Raw genomic sequence first — 19,569 nt, 5'->3', positions numbered from 1 at the left:
GATACGACTCACGTAGCAGCTGTCGAGCCCCGGCGAGGCTGCGTTAGCGGTGTGTCAGGCACACCGTCGACGCAGCCTCGTTTCACTCGACAGCTGCTACGTAAAGCCGTATCGATGCCATTTAGAGGTTTCGTGATGAAATATCTGCCTTTATTGCTGCTATTGACCCTTCCCCTCGCTTACGCCGACGAAGGCGACGACGCCCCGCTGATCATCAACGGCTGCACCATCACCGAACACAGCCAATGCCCCGGCGCGAATCTCAGGGGCGCCAACCTGAGCAATCAGGACCTGCGCAGCATGAACCTCAGCGGCGCCGACCTGCGCGAGGCCGATCTGCGCCACGCCCGGCTCGACCTCGCCAACCTGGAAAAAGCCCAATTCCAAGGCGCCAACCTGACCCGTGCCAGCTTGCAACAGAGCAACCTGCGCCTCGCCGATTTCACGGGGGCGACGCTGATGGCAATCCAGGGTTGGGGCCTGTTCGCCCAGGGCGCGCAATTCGAAAACGCCAACCTTAGCGCCGCCTATCTGCAATTCGCCCGTCTCTCCGGGGCCAGGCTGCACAACGCCAACCTGCGGGCCGCCGACCTGGAAATGACCTGGCTGAGCAAGGCCGACCTGAAAGGCGCCGACCTCAGCGATGCCAACTTGCAAGAAGCCAAGTTCGGCGAGAGCAACCTCGAACAGGCCAATCTCAGCGGCGCGCGGCAGCATTATGCGAATTTTCAGGATGCGAATATGGAGGGCTGCACCGGGTGTCCGACGACGTGGGACAAATGAGCCGTGAACCGATCGTTCCCACGCTCTGCGTGGGAATGCAGCCCGGGACGCTCCGCGTCCCATCCAACGCCGAACGCGGAGCGTCCGTGGAGGCATTCCCACGCAGAGCGTGGGAACGATCAACGCTCAGCGTGGGAACGATCGTCAGCCAGCCTTGCGCACCACCCCCATATCAATCCCCAAATGCACCAGTTCGGTATGGGACGTGACCTGCAACTTGCTCTTGAGCAACGTCAGGTGATTGGAAACGGTCTTGCTGCTGATGTTCAACTGCTCGGCAATCAACCGCGCCGGGGTGCCTTTGGCGAGCATCACGAAAATCTCCAGTTCGCGCTGGGTCATGCTTTGCAAGCGCGGGTCGCTGGTGTCCTGCTGCGGGTGGCACGCCAGTTGGGTCGCCAGCGGTTGTTCGATGTAGGCATGGCCAGCAAGAATCCGGCGTACTGCTTCGATCAGCACTTCTGGCGCCGAGCTTTTGGTCAGATAACCGGAAGCCCCGGCGTCCAGTGCCTGGCGCACCAGCGGCAGTTCATCGTGCATGCTGAAAAACAGCACCCGCAATTGCGGCAAGCGCTGGCGCAAGCGTCGGGTGGTTTCCAGTCCACTGATCCCCGGCAAACCGAAATCCATGATCACCAGGTTCGGCACCGCTTCCTGGACCCGGATCAGCGCCTCTTCACCCGTGGCCGCTTCGCGCACTTGCATCGCCGGCAGCAGCGCCCGCAACAAACTGGCGTAGCCCTGACGGACCACCGCATGGTCATCGACCAGCAGAATATTCATGACGCCTCCAAAGGCATGCTCAAGGCCAGCGCCCAACCGGCGCCGGGGTGGCTGATGATCCGCAGCTCGCCGCCGAGGCTGCGGGCGCGTTCGAACATCGAATACAAACCGACACCCGGCCGTTGCGGCTGCGCGGCACCGCGACCGTTATCGCGAATCAGCAAGCGCAAGCGCCCGCCGCGTTGCTGCAGGCGAACCCGCACCTGACTGGCCTCAGCGTGCCGGGCAATGTTGGTCAACGCTTCCTGCAACAGGCGATAGAGATGAGTCTTGCTCGGCCCCGACAGCGCCGGTAACTGCGCGCTAACCCGCAACTGGCAATCGATACCCTGCCGGCCCTGCCATTGCGCCACCAGCAACGCAAAGGCTTCGGACAGCGGCAGATGTTGCAGCACCACCGGGTACAAATCGTGAACCAATGCCCGGAAGCCTTGTTGCAGGTGTTCGCAGTTGTGCTCCAGCTCGCGCACCGTGCGTTCGACGGTGTCTGGTTGGTCCGCCACCAGGCGTAGCAAACAGGCTTGAGCGCGGATCCCGGCCAGGTACTGACCGAGATCATCGTGCAGCGTCTGCGCCAGATGAGTGCGTTCCTGCTCCTGCACCGCGAGCAAGGTTTGCGTCAGTCGGGTGTTGTCGGCCCGGGCCTGTTCCAGCGCGCCGGTCATGCGATTGAAGTGCGTCGCCAATTGACGCGCTTCCGGCACACCTTGCCCGCGCAGGCGCACATTGAGCTGGCCGGCGGACACCTGCTGCAAGGCACGGAGTAATTCGTCGAGCAAGCCCATGCCCCGGCGCACCGCCCAGCGAATGGTCAACAGACTGACCAACAGCGCCAGACCACAGAGGAACAGTACCTGTTGCAGGGAATCCCAGACTTCATCGATCTCGTCCCGCGGATCGACCGCGATCAGCACCCGCCGACCGTCCTTCAAATCCAGGACCTGAGCGTTATGTCGAGCTTCGGCGAACAACAGCCGTCCGAGCCAGGCATCGAGGCCATCCTGCACCGGCAGCCGCGCCGCTTCGCCCGGTTCCAGCCAGCGTACCCGCACATGGCGCAGGCTTTGGGTCAGCCGTGGCTGGAGGCTGGCGGGATCGCGTTCGGCGGTTTCGCTCAGGTACTCGACCACCGCTTCGGCGGATTGCAGCTCACGCTCTACGTCCGCCAGCGCCTGATGCACCAGCAACGCCATGCACGCCAGGGTGACCAGGGCGAAAAAGCCGCAGACCCACAGGTTGATCCGCCACAGCGCCGACACGCCTAGCGCCCCGGTGTCATGGGCAAGGCCTGCACCAATGCCGGTCGCGGGCCATGAAATTTGTCGAGGCCGATCAGGGTCAGGATCAGCAACAACGGCAGGAGCAGCGCTTTGAGAATACGCATGGTCGATCCCCTCCTCGGTAATGGCCGTCGAAACCCATGCTAAAACCGCGCCGCCGTAGATGAGTTACTACCTTGGTACTGCCTTAGCGCTACTTTCTGCATATTTCCTCTGTCCCGCAGGCTTCCTATGCTGGCGCTACCGTCATGGAGTGCCTTATGCGCCAGCTTGCCCCCTACGCCTTGATCTACCTGCTGGCGATTGCCTGCGCCGCCGGGCTGGCGACCCAGAGCCAGGCCGCCGACGCGCCGTTACAGGTGCAGATCGGCTACCTGGGTTATCGCCCCGATCCGGGCCCGCTGCTGTCCAATGTCATTCCCGAGCCCACCGATGCCGGGCTGCGCGGCGCCGAACTGGCGATCACCGACAGCAACAGCACCGGGCGTTTCCTCAACCACAGCTACAACCTGGTCAGCGCCAGCGCCGACAGCCCGGATGCGCTGATCGAAGCGGCCAAGGCCCAGCACGAACAAGGCCTGCGTCTGTTTGTGGTCAACGCTCCGGTGGAAACCCTGCGCCGGCTCAGCGCGGTGTTGACCGACAGTTTGCTGTTCAACGCCGGCAGCCCGGATGACAGCCTGCGCACCACCAATTGCCTGCCGAACGTGCTGCACAGCCTGCCGAGCCGGGCGATGCTCGCCGATGCGCTGGCGCAGTTTTTGGTGGTGCGCAAATGGCAGCGGGCGCTGTTGATCGTCGGCCCGACCCCGGACGATCAAGCCTACGCCGCCGCCCTGCGTCGGTCCGCCAAACGCTTCGGCGTGAAACTGGTGGCTGAGAAGGACTGGAGCTTCGACAACGATCAACGCCGCAGCGCCCAGGCCGACATGCCGCTGTTCACCCAGACCGCCGAGTACGACGTGGTGCTGGTGGCCGATGAACGCGGCGACTTCGGCGAATACGTGCCCTACCAGACCTGGTATCCCCGCCCGGTCGCCGGCACCCAGGGCCTGACCCCGGTGGGCTGGCACAAAACCGTAGAAACCTACGGCGCCGCCCAATTGCAGAAGCGCTTCGAGGCCGTGGCCGGACGCTGGATGAATGACCGGGATTTCGCCGCATGGATGGCCGTGCGCAGCATCGCCAGCGCGGTGAGCAAATTGCGCCAGGTCGATCCAATGGCGATCCGGGCGCTGGAGATCAGCGATCAATTGCCGCTGGACGGTTTCAAGGGCCGCAAGCTCAGCTATCGACCGTGGAACGGCCAGTTGCGCCAGCCAATCCCCATCGTGCAACCGCGAGCGCTGGTCAGCACTTCGCCCCAGGACGGTTTCCTGCACCCGTTCAACGAAATGGACAGCCTGGGCTACGACAAGCCCGAAGTGAGCTGCCGCTTTCCCTGATTTTCTTCACAACAATAAAAAGGAATCTGCCATGCGCCGTACCCTGCTCTCATGCGCCCTGCTGCTTGCCGCCGGGCACGCCGTGGCCAGCACCGCCTGGGTTTCCAACGAAAAGGACAACAGCCTGAGCCTGATCGACATGCAGACCCTGCAAGTCACCGACACCCTGCCCGTCGGCCAGCGCCCGCGCGGTCTGTTGCTGTCCCACGACAATAAGCTGCTGTACATCTGCGCCAGCGATTCGGACCGGGTTCAGGTGATGGACGTGGCCACGCGCAAGATCATCAAGGAGCTGCCGTCGGGCAAAGACCCTGAGCAATTCGCCCTGCACCCGAATAATCGCTGGCTGTACGTTTCCAACGAAGACGATGCCCTGGTCACGGTGATCGATACCGAAACCTCGAAGGTGCTGAGCCAGATCAACGTCGGCGTCGAGCCCGAAGGCATGGCGGTCAGCCCCGATGGCAAATGGGCGGTGAACACCAGCGAAACCACCAACATGCTGCACTGGATCGACACCAGCACCCAGACATTGGCCGACAGCACCTTGGTGGATCAGCGGCCGCGGTTCGTCGAGTTTTCCCCGGACGGCTCGCAGCTCTGGGCCTCGGCGGAAATCGGCGGCACGGTGACGATTCTCGATGTGGCGACGCGCAAGATCCTCAAGAACATGAACTTCCAGATCAAGGGCGTGCACCCGGACAAGGTGCAGCCAGTGGGGATCAAGCTCAGCGCCGACGGCAAGTACGGCTTCGTCGCCCTCGGCCCGGCCAACCATGTGGCGGTGGTCGATGCCAAGACTTTCGAGGTGCTGGATTACCTGCTGGTCGGACGCCGGGTCTGGCAGATGTCGTTTACCCCGGACCAGAAGCAATTACTCGCCACCAATGGGGTCAGCGGCGATGTGTCGGTGATCGATATCGACAGCCTCAAGGTCAGCAAATCGATCAAGGTCGGGCGCTATCCGTGGGGCGTGGTGGTCACGCCATGAACGCCCTGGAAGTCAGCGAACTGAGCTTCAGTTATGGGGCGAAAGAGGCCCTGCGCCAGGTGAGTTTCAACCTGGCGCCGGGCCGTTTTGCCGCGTTGCTGGGGCCGAACGGTGCGGGGAAGTCGACGCTGATTGCCCTGCTGACGCGGCTGTATGATGTGCAGCGCGGAGACATTCGGGTCGGCGGCTGCTCGTTGCGCGATGCCCCGCGCCCGGCGCTCAAGCAATTGGGCGTGGTGTTTCAGCAAAGCACGCTGGACCTGGACCTCAGCGTCGAGCAGAACTTGCGTTATCACGCCGCACTGCACGGCCTGTCCCGGCGCCAGACCGGGCTGCGGGTAGAAGCCGAACTGGCGCGCCAGGCGTTGACCGAACGCCGTCGCGAAAAAGTCCGCGAATTGAATGGCGGCCACCGTCGCCGGGTGGAAATCGCCCGCGCCTTGCTGCATGAGCCGCGCTTGTTGTTGCTGGACGAAGCCAGCGTCGGCCTCGACCCGGCCAGTCGCTTGGCGCTCAATCAACACATCCGCAGCCTGTGCCGTGAGCAAGGCATCAGCGTGCTGTGGACCACTCACTTGCTGGATGAAGTGCAGCCAAGCGATGACTTGTTGATTCTTCATCAAGGACGATTGGTCGCCAGTGGACAAGCCGACGCCCTGAGCCTGGAACACGGTGGCGACCTCGGTTCAGCGTTCTCTCGACTGACCACCTCAGGAGCCGCCCGATGAATGCTTACTGGCAGTGTTTCAACGGCATCGTGCTGCGCGAATGGCTGCGTTTTGTGTTGCAGCGCACGCGGTTTCTCAGCGCGCTGGTGCGGCCGTTGTTGTGGCTGTTGGTGTTCGCCGCCGGGTTTCGCGCGGCACTGGGCATCGCGATCATCGAGCCTTACGACACCTACATTCCATACGAGGTGTACATCATTCCGGGGCTGGCCTGCATGATCCTGCTGTTCAACGGCATGCAGGGTTCGCTGTCGATGGTCTATGACCGAGAAATGGGCAGCATGCGCGTGCTGCTGACCAGTCCCCTGCCCCGGACCTTTCTGCTGTGCAGCAAGTTGTTGGCGACATCGCTGATTTCGCTGTTGCAGGTCTATGCGTTTTTGGCGATTGCCTGGGTGTACGGCGTGCAACCACCGCCCATGGGCCTGCTGATCGCCTTGCCGGCGTTGCTGCTGGTGGCGTTGATGCTCAGCGCGCTGGGGCTGTTGCTGTCAAATGCGATCCGCCAGTTGGAAAACTTTGCCGGGGTGATGAATTTCGTGATCTTCCCGCTGTTTTTCCTGTCGTCGGCGCTGTATCCGCTGTGGAAAATGCGCGAGTCCAGTGAGTGGTTGTATTGGTTGTGCGCGTTGAACCCGTTTACCCACGCGGTGGAATTGGTGCGGTTTGCGCTGTATGAGCGCTTCAATCCATTGGCACTGGCGGTGTGCGTGGGATTGACGCTGGTGTTCGTGCTACTCGCCGTACTCACCTTCAACCCGCAGCACGCCGCCGTGCGCAAAGCCACCTAACTGATCGTTCCCACGCTCCGCGTGGGAATGCCTCAATGGACGCTCCGCGTCCGCTTTGGGACGCGGAGCGTCCCGGGCTGCATTCCCACGCGGAGCATGGGAACGATCAGCCTGGTGAAATTACTACTTTAGTACTGCTTTACCTGTCTATCGTCGCATTCCCATCGCACCGCGACTGGCATGTAATAGGTTCATAACTATAAGGATTGAACCCCATGCCGCGTGCCCGACGTCGTCTGCTGCGCCCTTGCCTCGCTGCCCTGTCGCTTAGCCTGCTGCTGAGCACCGCGCAGGCCGAAACCCCGCTGTTTTCCGCCGACGGCTACCGCATCGGCCTGTACCGCAGCCCGACGCCCGATCAGCTTCCGGGTGCGACCATTCTCGATACGTCCGCCTTGCAAGCCCTGCTCACCCGGACTCCGCGCCCGGTGTTGATCGACGTCTACCGCCGCCAGTGGCTGCAAGGGCAGTTCATCGAAGATCAGCCTCACGAGAACCTGCCCGGCAGCCACTGGCTGGCGAATACCGGTGATGGTGACCTGACACCTGACTGGCAAGCCTACTTTGCGCGTAATCTGGACCAACTGACTGACGGCGATCACCAGCAACCGCTGGTCTTCTACTGCCGTTCCGATTGCTGGTTGAGCTGGAACGCGGTCAAACGCGCCGCCGCGATGGGCTATAAGACTGTGTATTGGTATCGCGATGGCCTGGATGCCTGGCAAGCGGCGAACCTGCCCGTTGCGCCCGCCCAGCCCGAGCCCTTTCCCTGACTGAACACTTGCACGTTGTTGCCCCACCCAAAAACACAATAATGAGGTGAATGGCTATGTACAAAATTCTGATTGCCGACGATCACCCGCTGTTTCGCGAAGCCATTCATAACGTCATCAGCGACGGTTTCCCCGGCAGCGAAGTGATGGAAACCGCCGACCTGGACAGCGCCCTGCTGCTGACCCAGGAACACGACGATCTGGACCTGATCCTGCTCGACCTGAACATGCCCGGCATGCACGGCCTCAATGGCCTGATCAACCTGCGCAACGAGGCGCCGACCATTCCGGTGGTGATCGTCTCCGCCGAGCAGGACAAGCAGATCGTGCTGCAAGCCATTACCTACGGCGCGGTGGGTTTCATCACCAAATCCTCGCCACGGCTGCAAATGACCGAGGCCATCCAGCAGATCCTCAACGGCAATGTGTACCTGCCGCCCGACATCATCCGCACGCAAAAACCCGGCACCCACCGGCGGATGAATGACAACCCGAGCTTCCCGCCGGAACTGCTCCAGGCCCTGACCCGCAAGCAGTTGCTGGTGCTGGAACGCATGACCAAGGGCGAGTCGAACAAACAGATCGCCTACACCCTGGAAATCGCCGAAACCACGGTCAAGGCCCACGTCTCGGCGATCCTGCGCAAACTCAATGTGCACAACCGGGTGCAAGCAATTCTTAGCGCGGGGGACATAGATTTCGGGTCTTATCTGCGGCGCTGAAACACAACTCCTGAGCGCAGGACACACTCCCTGTAGCAGCTGGCGAAGCCTGCGTTCGGCTGCGCAGCAGTCGTGAATCAGGTAGTGGGGTTCATCAGGACGACCGCGCCGTCAGGGTTTACGACTGCTTCGCAGCCGAACGCAGGCTTCGCCAGCTGCTACACAGGTTCTGGGGCAACTTGGGTTAGTGGGCTGGGCCGAGCAAATGACTCATCGCCGTCTTGAGCTTCATCGGCCGTACCGGCTTATGCATCAAGGTGTGCCCCAACTCACGGATCTGCAATTTGAGCTCATTGCTGTAATTAGCCGTAATCATCATCGCCGGAATGGCTGAACCACGCCGCGCATTGATCCGGGCCACGGCATCGACGCCGTTCTGGTCATCGTCCAGGTGATAGTCGGCAATCAGCAAATCGGCCTCTTCGTGATAGTTGTCCACTTGCCGCGCCAGGTCCTGCTCCGACAGCGCCGTCACCACCAGACACCCCCACCCTTCGAGCAATGTGCGCATGCCCGCGCAAATCGCCGCGTCGTTGTCCAGTACCCACACCCGCGCACCGCGCAGGCGTTCCAGCATCGGCTCGCTCATCAGCAAATTCGGCAACGCCTTGGGCGCCGTGGCGCTGAGCGGCACTTCGACGGAAAACATCGAGCCCTTGCCCGGCCACGAACGCACATGAATCCGATGCCCGAGGATCCCGGCGATTTTCTCGACAATCGCCAAACCCAGGCCCAACCCGCGATCCTGATCCGGGCGCTGCACATCGCCACGTTTGAACTCCTGGAAAATTTCTTCCAGTCGGTTTTCGGCAATGCCCATGCCGCTGTCCCAGACTTCAATCGACAAGCGCTGATGATGCCGGCGACAACCGAGCACCACGCGACCGCTGTAGGTGTAGCGAATCGCATTGCTCAGCAGATTGCGCAGGATCCGCGCCAGCAACTGAATATCACTGCGCACCAGCGCCGAACACGGGATGAAATGCAGTTCCAGCCCTTCGCTGCGAGCCACTTGGGTGTATTCGGCGGCGAGGTTTTCCAGCAATTCGCTGAGGGCGAATGGCGCGATATCGGCCTTGATCACCCCGGCGTCGAGCTTGGAAATGTCCACCAGGGTGCCCAGCAGGTTTTCCACGTCTTCCAGGGAATTGCTGACGTTGCGCACCAGAATTGCGTTGGCCACCGGCTCCCGGCGTTCGAGCAAGGCGCTGGTAAACAGCCGCGCGGCGTTGAGCGGTTGCAACAGATCGTGGCTGACGGCGGCGAGAAACTTGGTCTTCGACAGGTTGGCCTGCTCGGCTTCAAGCTTGGCTTCGCGCAGACGTGATTCCACACGCCGACGCTCGTCGATTTCGCGCAGCAGTTGATCGTTGAGGGTAGTCAGTTCCGCCGTGCGTTCGCGCACCCGCAACTCAAGGTTTTGATAGGCCTGGTGCAAGGCTTCGGCGGTGCGGCGGCGTTCGGTGATGTCGCGGATCAGCACAAAAATCCCCACCACCTCTCCAGTGGCCAGGCGATTAGGCACGTAGGAGCGCAGCATGTAGCGCTCCTGATTGTTGATGTTGGTTTCGGCGAACTCGAACGTCACGCTCTCCCCGGCCAGGGCCCGGCTGACGTAGGCTTCCAGGCGCTGGTAATGCTGCTCGCTGTGCACCTCGCGCAGGCTCTGCCCAAGCATCACGCCCCGGGGCCAGCAGTACCATTCCTCATAGACCTTGTTGGTGAATTCGTAGACCAGATCGGCGTTCAGGTAGGCGATCAACGCCGGCACATGGTCGGTGATCAGGCGAATCCAGCGCTCGCTTTCGCTCAGGGCTTCGGCGTGCTGGTAGCGTTCGGTGATGTCGGTGAAGGTGTTGACGAAGCCGCCAGTGGGCAGTGGATGGGTGCGGATTTCCAACACTCGGCCATCGTAGAGGCGCTGTTCGCATTCCTGGACCGACCGGCCATTGCTGTCGCGACTGGCCGGGGTCAGCAGGTTCAATTCGCTGTCGGCGATCACTTCGGCGAACGGCCGATGGGCTGCCACTGGCGCCAAACCGCTGAGTTCCAGGAAACGCCGGTTCCACAATTCCAGAATGCCGTCGGCGTTGACCATCGCCACGCCTTGGGACAGGTTGTCCACGGCCCGTTGCAGCAGGTGGGATTTCTGCGCCACGGCTTGCTCACGACGTACGGTTTCGCTGAGTTTGACGTCGGTGATGTCAGTGAACAGGATCACCCGCCCGCCTTCCTGGGTCGGCCGTTCGCTGACTTGCAACCAGCGGCCATTTTGCAGGCGATACAACAGATTCTGGTCGGCATGGCCGCGAGGTTCTTCGGTGAACAACCCAGTCGCCGTCATCAACCGCTTGACCTCGGCCAGGTGCATGCCGGCGATGATCCGCACCCGGCTGTTACCCCAAAAGGCCTTGAAACGGCTGTTGAACAGCACGATGCGCTGGTCTTCGTCGAACAGCACGAAGGCGTCGGAAATGCTCTCGATCGCGTCGATCAAATGCTGGTGCGCCGTTTCGGCGCGCAGCCGTGCATCGCTGAGCAGGTGATTGCCGGCCTTGAGCTCGGCCATGGCCTGGTTCAGCGCGTCGGTGCGCTCGCGGACCTGCTCGGCCAATACCACCGAATGCTGGAACGCCGCATACGGGTCGTTGCCACGGGTGATGCCGGATTCGATGCGTTCGATCAGCGCGCCGTTGATGCGCTGCAATTTGTGGTTGTCGCGCTGCAGGCTGGCGATCTGCGCCTGGAGCTCAACGGTGTCCAGGGGAACGGCCTCGGGCAATGGCAACCCCGGTGAAGGTCTGGTTGATGTGCATGCCATTGAACTGTTCTCCGTAGGTGTTGAACCCCATCACCCGATGCTCGCGCAAAAACGCCCCGATCGGTTCCAGGCTGCCGCGCTCTTCCAATTCCAGGCGCCGCAGAAAACAGTCGCAGCCGATGGTCAGCAACAGCTCGCCGAGGCGTTCTTCCAGGCCTTCGAACAGCGCTTGCAGGTTCGGCAGCATGGGACCGGGGGTCATGGCGGTGAGGACGATGCCGTTTTCCACGGCGCAGTAAAAACTCAGGCTCAGGTCCGGGTGCACCTGCTGGATGGCGCGCACGTAGTACTGATCGTTGATCCGTACCGCCAACGGGTGCGCGGCGAAGATCCGGTGATCGAGCTCGGCCACCGGAACGCCGATGTGCCGGGCATACTCCTCGGCGGCGGGCTCGGCGTTGAGTTCGAAAACCCGTCGCGACGCGCTGTCAGCCCCGGTGACCACCAGTTTTTCCGCCCGGGGCAGGATGTGGTGGGTGGTGAAGACTTCGAAGTCGAGCCAGGTGTTGACCAGCACCACCACCGCCGCGCCGCTGTGGAACGCGCCATCGAAGTACACATGGGTGTGGGTCAGGTAGTTGTCATCGCCGGCAGAACCGCCGAAATGCGGGATGTCGCCCAACGCTGCGCTCAATGCGGCGAGGACCATTTCCTCACGGCTGGACAGGCCATCGAGCAGGGTCAGCGCGAAGCTGTTGCCCTTGATCGGCGCCAGGGTGTTGCTGCGGCAACCGCCTACCAGGCGTTCGACCATTTGCTGGGCGTCGATCAGGCTGAAGCGCTCCATTTCGTCGATCAATTCGATGGCGATGGAAAAGTGCCGATGATCGAAACCCACCGCCGTCACGCAGTTGCGGCCGTAACCTTGCGGGGTGATTTCTCCGGCGCTGGTGCAACCCACCAGGCGAATCCCGCCGAAGCTCTGCTGCAAGGCCTGGCCCAGCGCCTGCAAGTCGTACTCGGCGGAACAGAAAAACAGCACAAAGCCCAGGTGCGGATGCAACAGCTGTCGCGCCAACTCCTGGGCCGCCTGCTGTGCATCGGTGGCCTGGGACATCGCGCTGACCACGCCTTCACTCTGGACCTGCTGCATCGTCGCCTCCCGCAGGTGCGCATGTATGAGGTGCGAGTGTACGAAGCCTGCGGGCCGGGACGTATGCTACTTGGGTAGCGGTCTTGGGCTTCGATGGGATGAGAGTGGTGACAGATCTACAAAACCCCACACAGATCCGTGTAGGAGCGAGGCTTGCCCGCGAAAGCGGTGTGTCAGTCGACATTGATGTTGAATGTGACGACCTCTTCGCGGGCAAGCCTCGCTCCTACACGGATCTGTGTGGGGGCGAATCTCGCCGCGATGCGCGCAGCCAGACTCGCCACCCAAGCCTTACCAGGTCAGCACCGCCCCCACCGCAACCGTATCGGTGTCTTCGTTCTGCGCATTGGTGTCGTGGCCATCGATGCTGAACTGGTTGTACTCGGCCACCAACTTGAGGTTGTCATTGACGTCATGGAACAGCGCAATACCGCGGGTTTCATAGTCTGCGCCGCTGCCCACCACGCCGTTGCCATCGTCGTTGGTCTTGCCGTAGGACAGCGCCAAACGGTTCTTGCCCAGTTTGTACGAACCCTGCATCAGATAGCCTTTGCTGTCGACATTGCGCAACGTCGCTTCGCCGGCATTGTTGGTGAAGAACGGGTTGATGCCCTTGGCCTGGAACCCGGAGCCGGTCAGCGATAACCCGCCCATTTTCGCCTGCACGCCGTAGCCGAGGCCTTTGGAGGTGACGGACTGGACGCTGGAATCGGTGTTGTCCGAGGTCTGGTAGCTGCCGTTGACCCAGCTGTAGATCTTCGCCCCGGCGACATCGAACTGGTAGGTGATCTCGCTCTCGGTGCGCGGATTTTCCTGGTAGGCCTTGCCCAACGGACTGCTGTCGTTGGTGTCCACCGGGTCCATGATCCCCACCGCCACGCGCAGGCCGTCCATCACCGGGGTGCGGTAAGTAATTTGCGAGGTGGGAAACGGGTACGGATAACCACTGCCGATATTGCCGAACGACACCCCACCACCGTCCACCAGCCCCAGGCTATCGCTGACCTGGCCGTAACCGGCGAGCAGTTCATCGAGCAGGATGTTGGAACGGGCAAACAGCCCGAAGTCCTTGCCGATCAGCACCTCGCCCCACTCCGGATTGGCCACGGTGCCGTAGAACTGGCGCACGTCGATGGCGGTGTCGGTGCCGTTGGTTTCGCTGTCGTTGATGGTCACCCAGAACGAAGCGCGGGCGCCGAGCTTGAGGTCATCGACCTGCTTGCCCATGTTGAAGCCCAGATAGTTGGGCAAAAAACCCATCTTCACTCGTGCCTGCCGACGGTCGTACTGATCACCGGCGCGGTCGACCTTGCTGTTCACATAGAAGGCGTTGATGTAGCCGTCGGTGGAGAACGTGGTCTGGTCCTTGTCGTACAGCATGATCTCGGCCTCGGCCAGTGAGCTCAGGCTTAGGGACGACAGACCGGCGATAACGGCAGGCAAGAAACGATGCGTGAAGTTCTTATTGTTAGGCATGACGCGCTCCGCAACAGGGGGACAAGTTGTCGGAGGCGATTATCGAAAGCTGACCGGCGGCGTCATACGCTGCCTTGGAGGCGGTTGTGAAGTGCTTTGGACGGGCCGGTGGCGCGCGGCAAATCCGGCGTAAGACCGGGCCACGGCAAGGCCCGGAACTTTGGGCGTACGCCTGCGAGCGGTACTGGCGCCCGGAGGAACCACTACCGGTTAGACGCCCGCTCTAAACAGCATGTACGCGGCGACTACGACGCAGACACTGGCGAAGCCAACTTGCAGCGTTCGGGCGGGAACCCGGGCGCAGAGCTTGCGGCCAATGACCATGCCGACAATGCTGGCGACGATAAACGCCACGCCCAGACGATCGATTCGCACCCCGGCGTGAAACGCGCCGATCACGCCGATGGCCGAGATCAGGCTGATCACCATCAACGAGGTGGCGATGATCCCGCGCATCTGCACGTCGGTCAGTTGCTTGAACGCCGGGACGATCAGAAAGCCGCCACCCACACCCAATAACCCCGACACCACCCCGGTCACTGCGCCGAGGGCCGCCAGGGTCGCGGTGCATTTGGCGGTCCAGGAAAAGCGTCCGGTCTGTTGATCGAGCATGCAGTTTTTCTGGCCCCAGTTGGCGTGGCCATGGTCGCTTGGGCCTTCGTCCTGACGCTCCTTGCGCAACATCCGCCAGGCCACCATGACCATCAGCAGGCTGAACAGAATCATCAGGATCTTTTCCGGCAACTGATGGGCGAAGTAGATACCGAGCGGCGAAAAAATCGCTCCCAGCAAGGCAATCAACAACGCCGCGCGATATCGCACCAGGCCATGGCGCAAGCCGTCGATGGCGCCGACCGCTGCCGCACTGCCCACCGCAAACAACGCGACCGGCGCCGCTTGGGTCATGGTCCAGCCCAGGCCCAGCACCAACGCCGGCACCGCGAGAATCCCGCCTCCGGCGCCGGTCAAACCGAGGACCAGGCCCATCAGCACACCAAAAAAACTTGCCAGCAGCATAGGGTTCTCTCAATCGACCTTGGACACAGCGGTCAGCCATTCGCGACCCTTGAGCATGCCGTTCCAGTAGAACCACGGCAGCAACGTCGCCTTGAGCCACCACGCCGAGCGACGGGCCACGGTCGGGTCGAGGGGAAAGGTCGGCAGCAACTTCCCGCCATAGCCGAATTCGGCGAGGATCACCTTGCCCTTCTCCACCGTCAGCGGGCAGGAACCGTAGCCGTCGTACTTGAGCGGCAGCGGCAGTTGCTTACGCAGGGCCAACAGGTTTTCCGCGACTACTACGATTTGCTTGCGCACGGCAGCGGCGGTTTTGGCGTTGCTGGTGGAGCAGATATCGCCCAGGCCGAACACCTCGGGATAACGCACGTGCTGCAGCGTGTGCATGTTTACCTCACACCAACCAGCGGCGTCGGCCAAGGGACTTTGGTGGATGAAATCCGGGGCGACTTGCGGCGGCACTACGTGCAGCAGGTCGAAAGTTTTTTCTTCGACAGTGACCGCGCCCGCCCCATCCTTGACCTCGAACCACGCGGTTTTCGCCGGGCCATCGACCTTGATCAGGTTGGAGGTGAAGGCCAATCGCGTGTTGTATTTTTCGATGTACTTCATCAGCGGCGGCACGAACGTCGGCACGCCGAACAACGCGGCGCCGGCGAGGTTGAACTCGACGTCGATCTGCTTCAGCACACCGCTTTTCAACCAGTGATCGCAGGACAGGTACAAAGCCTTTTGCGGCGCCCCGGCGCATTTGATCGGGATCGGCGGCTGGGTGAAAATCGCCTTGCCACCGCGCAGGTTCTTCACCAGTTCCCAGGTGTAGGCCGCGTGTTGATAGCTGTAGTTGGAGGTCACGCCGTTTTGGCCGAGAGTGTCCTGCAAGCCTTCGATCTTCTCCCAGGCCAGGCGCAAGCCGGGGCAGACGATGAGGTTTTGATAGCCAACGGTGCGGCCATCGTCGAGGGTCAGGTGCTTGCTGTCGGCGGCGATGTCAGTGACGGCCGCTTGCAGCCAGGTGGCTTGACGCGGCATCACGCTGGCCATCGGCCGCACCGTGTCTTGCACGGTGTAGGCGCCACCACCGACCAAGGTCCAGGCCGGCTGATAGAAGTGTTGGGCGTTGGGTTCGATAACGGTGATGTGCAACGACGGATCGCGCTTGAGCAGGCTGGCGACAAAACCAATCCCTGCCGTGCCGCCGCCTATCACCACGATGTCTGCACTGATGGTTGGGCCCCAGTGTTGATCGTTCATTGGTTGTTCCCTTTTTTACTGCTGCACGCATTTAGTCGGGTCAAGCACTTTCTCTGTAGCAGCTGCCGAGGCACGAGGCTGCGTTCACTCGTAGCAGCTGCCGAGGCACAAGGCTGCGTTCGCTCGTAGCAGCTGCCGAGGCACGAGGCTGCGTTCGGCTGCGAAGCAGTCGTAAAATCAGGCGATGCGGTGCTTCAGGAAGACCGCGTGTTCAGGTTTTACGACTGCTTCGCAGCCGAACGCAGCCTCGTGCCTCGGCAGCTGCTACAGAGATGTGATCAGCCCCAGCTTTTCAATACCGCTCCGCAATACAGGCCGGACAGCGTCTTCATCACTTGAATCACTTCGTGACTGGCCAGCCCATAGAAAATGTATTTGCCTTCACGCCGGGTCGCGACCAGACCTTCATCGCGCAAAATGCCCAACTGTTGCGACAGTGTCGGCTGGCGCACACCGGTCATGGTTTCCAGTTCGCCCACATTGCGTTCGCCCTGGGTCAACTGGCAGAGAATCAGCAAGCGATCCTCATTGGCCAAAGCCTTGAGCAGCGCGCAAGCTTTGGAGGCCGATGCCCGCAGTTGGGCGACTTCACATTCGGTCAGACTGGATTGCATTTGCAGGATGCCTTCGACGTCACTTAAGCTGCAGACATTATGTGTAAACATAAAGTGTTGCAACCGGTTACTGTCTTTCCACCTTTCCACAGGTCCGTGTCCCATGCCCGCGCTGATTGAAGCCTTCCTCGACCCCGCCTCGTCAACCTACAGCTACGTGATCTACGAGCAGGCTGGCGGGCACTGCGCGATCGTCGACCCGGTGCTCGATTACGACCCGGCGGCCGGGCGAACCACCACGGTGCAGGCTGATCGCGTCATCGCTTTCGTCCGTGAACACCAGCTGCAAGTGCAATGGCTGCTGGAAACCCACGCCCACGCCGATCACCTGTCCGCCGCACCGTATCTGCGTCGCGAACTGGGTGGGAAGATCGCGATCGGGCAGTCGATCAGCAAGGTCCAGGGCGTGTTCAAGTCCCTGTTCAATCTCGAGCCGGAATTTTGTGTCGATGGCTCACAGTTCGATCATCTGTTCGCGCCGGACGAGTCGTTCATGATCGGCAATCTCAAGGCCACGGCCCTGCATGTACCCGGCCATACGCCGGCGGACATGGCGTATTTGATCGACAGTGATGTGATTCTGGTGGGCGATACGCTGTTTATGCCGGATGTCGGCACCGCGCGTTGCGACTTCCCCGGCGGCAATGCCAATCAGATGTTCGCCTCGATCCACAAGCTGTTGGCCTTCCCTGCTGGCGTGCGGCTGTACGTTTGCCATGACTACCCGCCCGAAGGTCGTGAACCTGAGTGCCAGACCACCGTGGGCGAACAGCGCAGGAGCAACATTCATGTGCATGACGGCGTGGATGAGGCGGCGTTTGTGGCCATGCGAACCCAGCGCGATGCCGGGCTGGGCATGCCGAATTTGTTGCTGCCGGCGATTCAGGTGAATGTGCGGGCGGGGAATATGCCGCCGGCTGAGGACAATGGCGTCACTTACCTGAAGATCCCCATCAACAAACTCTAACGCTTGATCGTTCCCACGCTCCGCGTGGGAATGCCGCCAGGGACGCTCCGCGTTCCGCTTCGGATGTGACGCAGAGCGTCACGGGATGCATTCCCACGCGGAGCGTGGGAACGATCACCAGCGTCAACCGCCGAGGGTCAACCCATTCGCCGGCAACGGCAGCGCGGTTTTATAGCGCACTTGCTTGAGCGCAAAGCTCGAACGAATGTTGGCAACCCCGGGGACTTTGGTCAGGAAATCCATCATGAAGCGCTCCAGTGACTGAATCGTCGGCACCAGCACCCGGATCAGATAATCCGGATCCCCCGCCATCAAATAGCACTCCATCACTTCCGGCCGATCGGAAATCGCTTCTTCGAAATGCGCCAGCGCCTCTTCCACCTGCTTTTCCAGGCTGACGTGAATGAACACATTCACATGCAGCCCCAGCAGGTCGGCATCCAGCAGCGTTACCTGTTCGCGAATCAGCCCCAGTTCTTCCATCGCCTTGACCCGGTTGAAACACGGGGTCGGTGACAGGTTCACCGAGCGGGCCAGGTCGGCGTTGGTGATGCGGGCGTTCTCCTGAAGGCTATTGAGAATGCCGATATCGGTACGATCCAATTTGCGCATGAGACAAAACCACCTGTTATTTTTGTTTATGCAGATTTTTTATCCTCAAATGACCGCCAACGCAACGAAACACAGATAAATATTCTCCTGCGCCGGGCCTATGATGTTTGTAGGACAAGATTTCCACTCACCGTGGAATGACCGTCAGCTCACTACAAAAAATTCACAAGATCGAGCGTAGAAGCCATGAACCAAGCGTACGAACCGCTGCGCCTGCACGTTCCCGAACCTTCGGGCCGTCCCGGCTGCAAAACCGACTTCTCCTACCTGCATCTGACTGATGCAGGCCTGGTGCGCAAACCCCCAATCGACGTTGAACCGGCCGACACCGCTGACCTGGCCAAGGGCCTGATTCGCGTGCTCGACGACCAGGGCAACGCGCTTGGCCCATGGGCCGAAGGTGTGCCGTCCGAGATCCTGCGTAAAGGCATGCGCGCCATGCTCAAGACGCGGATTTTCGACAACCGCATGGTGGTCGCCCAGCGTCAGAAAAAAATGTCGTTCTACATGCAAAGCCTCGGCGAAGAAGCCATCGGCAGCGCCCAGGCCCTGGCCTTGAACATTGACGACATGTGCTTCCCGACTTATCGCCAGCAAAGCATCCTGATGGCCCGCGAAGTGCCGCTGGTGGACCTGATCTGCCAACTGCTGTCCAACGAGCGCGATCCGCTCAAGGGCCGGCAGTTGCCGATCATGTACTCGGTACGCGATCACGGCTTCTTCACTATTTCCGGCAACCTCGCCACCCAATTCGTACAAGGTGTGGGCTGGGGCATGGCCTCGGCGATCAAGGGCGACACCAAAATCGCTTCGGCCTGGATCGGCGACGGCGCCACCGCTGAATCCGACTTCCACACCGCCCTCACCTTCGCCCACGTTTACCGCGCACCGGTGATCCTCAACGTGGTCAACAACCAGTGGGCGATTTCCACGTTCCAGGCGATTGCCGGTGGTGAAGCCACCACGTTCGCCGGTCGTGGCGTTGGCTGCGGGATTGCTTCACTGCGGGTCGATGGCAACGATTTCGTTGCAGTGTATGCCGCCTCTGCCTGGGCCGCCGAACGGGCGCGCCGCAATCTCGGCCCGACCATGATCGAATGGGTCACCTACCGCGCCGGCCCGCACTCGACTTCTGATGATCCTTCGAAATACCGTCCCGCCGACGACTGGAGCCACTTCCCGTTGGGCGATCCGATCGCGCGTCTCAAGCAACATTTGATCAAGATTGGCCAGTGGTCCGAAGAGGAACACACCGCCGTCAGCGCCGAACTGGAAGCCGAAGTCATCGCCGCGCAGAAAGAAGCCGAAACGTACGGCACCCTCGCCGGCGGCCAGACGCCAAGCGCCGCGACCATGTTCGAAGACGTCTACAAAGAGATGCCGGAGCACTTGAAGCGCCAGCGTCAAGAGTTGGGGATCTGA

General features: G+C 61.4%; 19 protein-coding genes. 9 read left to right on the top strand and 10 right to left on the bottom strand.

The window, feature by feature from the left end; all coding sequences use genetic code 11:
• Positions 1-135: 135 nt before the first annotated feature.
• Positions 136-783, top strand: coding sequence for a pentapeptide repeat-containing protein (locus tag HKK52_RS01495; protein WP_169368995.1), 648 nt, complete (start codon positions 136-138; stop codon positions 781-783).
• Positions 784-927: 144 nt separating this feature from the next.
• On the opposite strand, the gene HKK52_RS01490 is transcribed toward HKK52_RS01495, so the two are convergent.
• The 3 genes from HKK52_RS01490 to HKK52_RS32755 are packed head-to-tail and all read right to left on the bottom strand — an operon-like array spanning position 928 to position 2,950.
• Positions 928-1,566 carry a response regulator gene (locus tag HKK52_RS01490; RefSeq protein ID WP_169368993.1) on the bottom strand — a complete coding sequence of 213 codons (639 nt, stop codon included), beginning with the start codon at positions 1,564-1,566 and terminating at the stop codon, positions 928-930.
• On the bottom strand, positions 1,563-2,825 hold the full coding sequence (locus tag HKK52_RS01485) for a sensor histidine kinase (protein ID WP_169368991.1): 1,263 nt from the start codon (positions 2,823-2,825) through the stop codon (positions 1,563-1,565). The genes HKK52_RS01490 and HKK52_RS01485 overlap by 4 nt, the downstream gene beginning before the upstream one ends.
• Positions 2,826-2,827: 2 nt before the next feature.
• Positions 2,828-2,950: a hypothetical protein gene (locus tag HKK52_RS32755; RefSeq protein WP_272900293.1), complete on the bottom strand. Its 123-nt coding sequence runs from the start codon at positions 2,948-2,950 to the stop codon at positions 2,828-2,830.
• Positions 2,951-3,106: 156 nt separating this feature from the next.
• On the opposite strand from HKK52_RS32755, the gene HKK52_RS01480 reads away from it, so the two are divergent.
• The 6 genes from HKK52_RS01480 (at position 3,107) to HKK52_RS01455 (ending at position 8,293) form a co-directional block, all read left to right on the top strand.
• On the top strand, positions 3,107-4,291 hold the full coding sequence (locus HKK52_RS01480; protein ID WP_169368989.1) for an ABC transporter substrate-binding protein: 1,185 nt from the start codon (positions 3,107-3,109) through the stop codon (positions 4,289-4,291).
• A gap of 31 nt (positions 4,292-4,322) precedes the next feature.
• Entirely contained in the window at positions 4,323-5,282 is a 960-nt protein-coding gene (locus tag HKK52_RS01475; protein ID WP_169368988.1) for a YVTN family beta-propeller repeat protein, read from the top strand.
• On the top strand, positions 5,279-6,010 hold the full coding sequence (locus HKK52_RS01470; protein WP_169368986.1) for an ABC transporter ATP-binding protein: 732 nt from the start codon (positions 5,279-5,281) through the stop codon (positions 6,008-6,010). The genes HKK52_RS01475 and HKK52_RS01470 overlap by 4 nt, the downstream gene beginning before the upstream one ends.
• Entirely contained in the window at positions 6,007-6,798 is a 792-nt protein-coding gene (locus HKK52_RS01465; RefSeq protein WP_169368985.1) for an ABC transporter permease, read from the top strand. The genes HKK52_RS01470 and HKK52_RS01465 overlap by 4 nt, the downstream gene beginning before the upstream one ends.
• Before the next feature lie 215 nt (positions 6,799-7,013).
• Positions 7,014-7,571: a PQQ-dependent catabolism-associated CXXCW motif protein gene (locus HKK52_RS01460; RefSeq protein WP_169368984.1), complete on the top strand. Its 558-nt coding sequence runs from the start codon at positions 7,014-7,016 to the stop codon at positions 7,569-7,571.
• Between the two features lie 56 nt (positions 7,572-7,627).
• Positions 7,628-8,293: a response regulator transcription factor gene (locus HKK52_RS01455; RefSeq protein WP_123508683.1), complete on the top strand. Its 666-nt coding sequence runs from the start codon at positions 7,628-7,630 to the stop codon at positions 8,291-8,293.
• 184 nt (positions 8,294-8,477) lie between these two features.
• Here HKK52_RS01455 and nahK read toward each other — a convergent pair whose 3' ends face one another.
• The 6 genes from nahK to HKK52_RS01425 form a co-directional block, all read right to left on the bottom strand.
• Positions 8,478-11,114 (bottom strand): hybrid sensor histidine kinase/response regulator NahK/ErcS', encoded by a 2,637-nt coding sequence (gene nahK, locus HKK52_RS01450; protein ID WP_442962277.1) that lies wholly within the window; start codon positions 11,112-11,114, stop codon positions 8,478-8,480.
• Entirely contained in the window at positions 11,044-12,207 is a 1,164-nt protein-coding gene (nosP, locus tag HKK52_RS01445) for a nitric oxide-sensing protein NosP (protein ID WP_169368983.1), read from the bottom strand. The genes nahK and nosP overlap by 71 nt, the downstream gene beginning before the upstream one ends.
• Positions 12,208-12,498: 291 nt before the next feature.
• Positions 12,499-13,683, bottom strand: a complete 1,185-nt coding sequence (locus HKK52_RS01440; RefSeq protein WP_169368982.1) for a porin — start codon at positions 13,681-13,683, stop codon at positions 12,499-12,501.
• 210 nt (positions 13,684-13,893) lie between these two features.
• A complete protein-coding gene (locus HKK52_RS01435; RefSeq protein WP_169368981.1) occupies positions 13,894-14,700 on the bottom strand; it encodes a sulfite exporter TauE/SafE family protein in 807 nt (268 codons plus the stop codon).
• Between the two features lie 9 nt (positions 14,701-14,709).
• Entirely contained in the window at positions 14,710-15,954 is a 1,245-nt protein-coding gene (locus HKK52_RS01430) for an NAD(P)/FAD-dependent oxidoreductase (protein WP_169368980.1), read from the bottom strand.
• Between the two features lie 278 nt (positions 15,955-16,232).
• The gene (locus tag HKK52_RS01425; protein ID WP_123508688.1) at positions 16,233-16,568 is read right to left on the bottom strand and encodes an ArsR/SmtB family transcription factor; all 336 of its coding nucleotides are present in this window, start codon (positions 16,566-16,568) and stop codon (positions 16,233-16,235) included.
• 103 nt (positions 16,569-16,671) lie between these two features.
• Between HKK52_RS01425 and HKK52_RS01420 the strand changes: the two genes are divergently transcribed.
• On the top strand, positions 16,672-17,535 hold the full coding sequence (locus HKK52_RS01420; protein WP_169368979.1) for an MBL fold metallo-hydrolase: 864 nt from the start codon (positions 16,672-16,674) through the stop codon (positions 17,533-17,535).
• Positions 17,536-17,658: 123 nt separating this feature from the next.
• Here the strand turns inward: HKK52_RS01420 and bkdR are convergent, their stop codons facing one another.
• Positions 17,659-18,147 carry a Bkd operon transcriptional regulator BkdR gene (bkdR, locus tag HKK52_RS01415; protein ID WP_169368978.1) on the bottom strand — a complete coding sequence of 163 codons (489 nt, stop codon included), beginning with the start codon at positions 18,145-18,147 and terminating at the stop codon, positions 17,659-17,661.
• A gap of 186 nt (positions 18,148-18,333) precedes the next feature.
• On the opposite strand from bkdR, the gene HKK52_RS01410 reads away from it, so the two are divergent.
• Positions 18,334-19,569, top strand: a complete 1,236-nt coding sequence (locus HKK52_RS01410) for a 3-methyl-2-oxobutanoate dehydrogenase (2-methylpropanoyl-transferring) subunit alpha (protein ID WP_169368977.1) — start codon at positions 18,334-18,336, stop codon at positions 19,567-19,569.

The organism is Pseudomonas sp. ADAK2 (genome assembly GCF_012935755.1).
Lineage (GTDB): Bacteria > Pseudomonadota > Gammaproteobacteria > Pseudomonadales > Pseudomonadaceae > Aquipseudomonas.
Note: the sequence above shows the minus strand (reverse complement) of the source record. Positions and strands in the feature narration are given on the sequence as shown.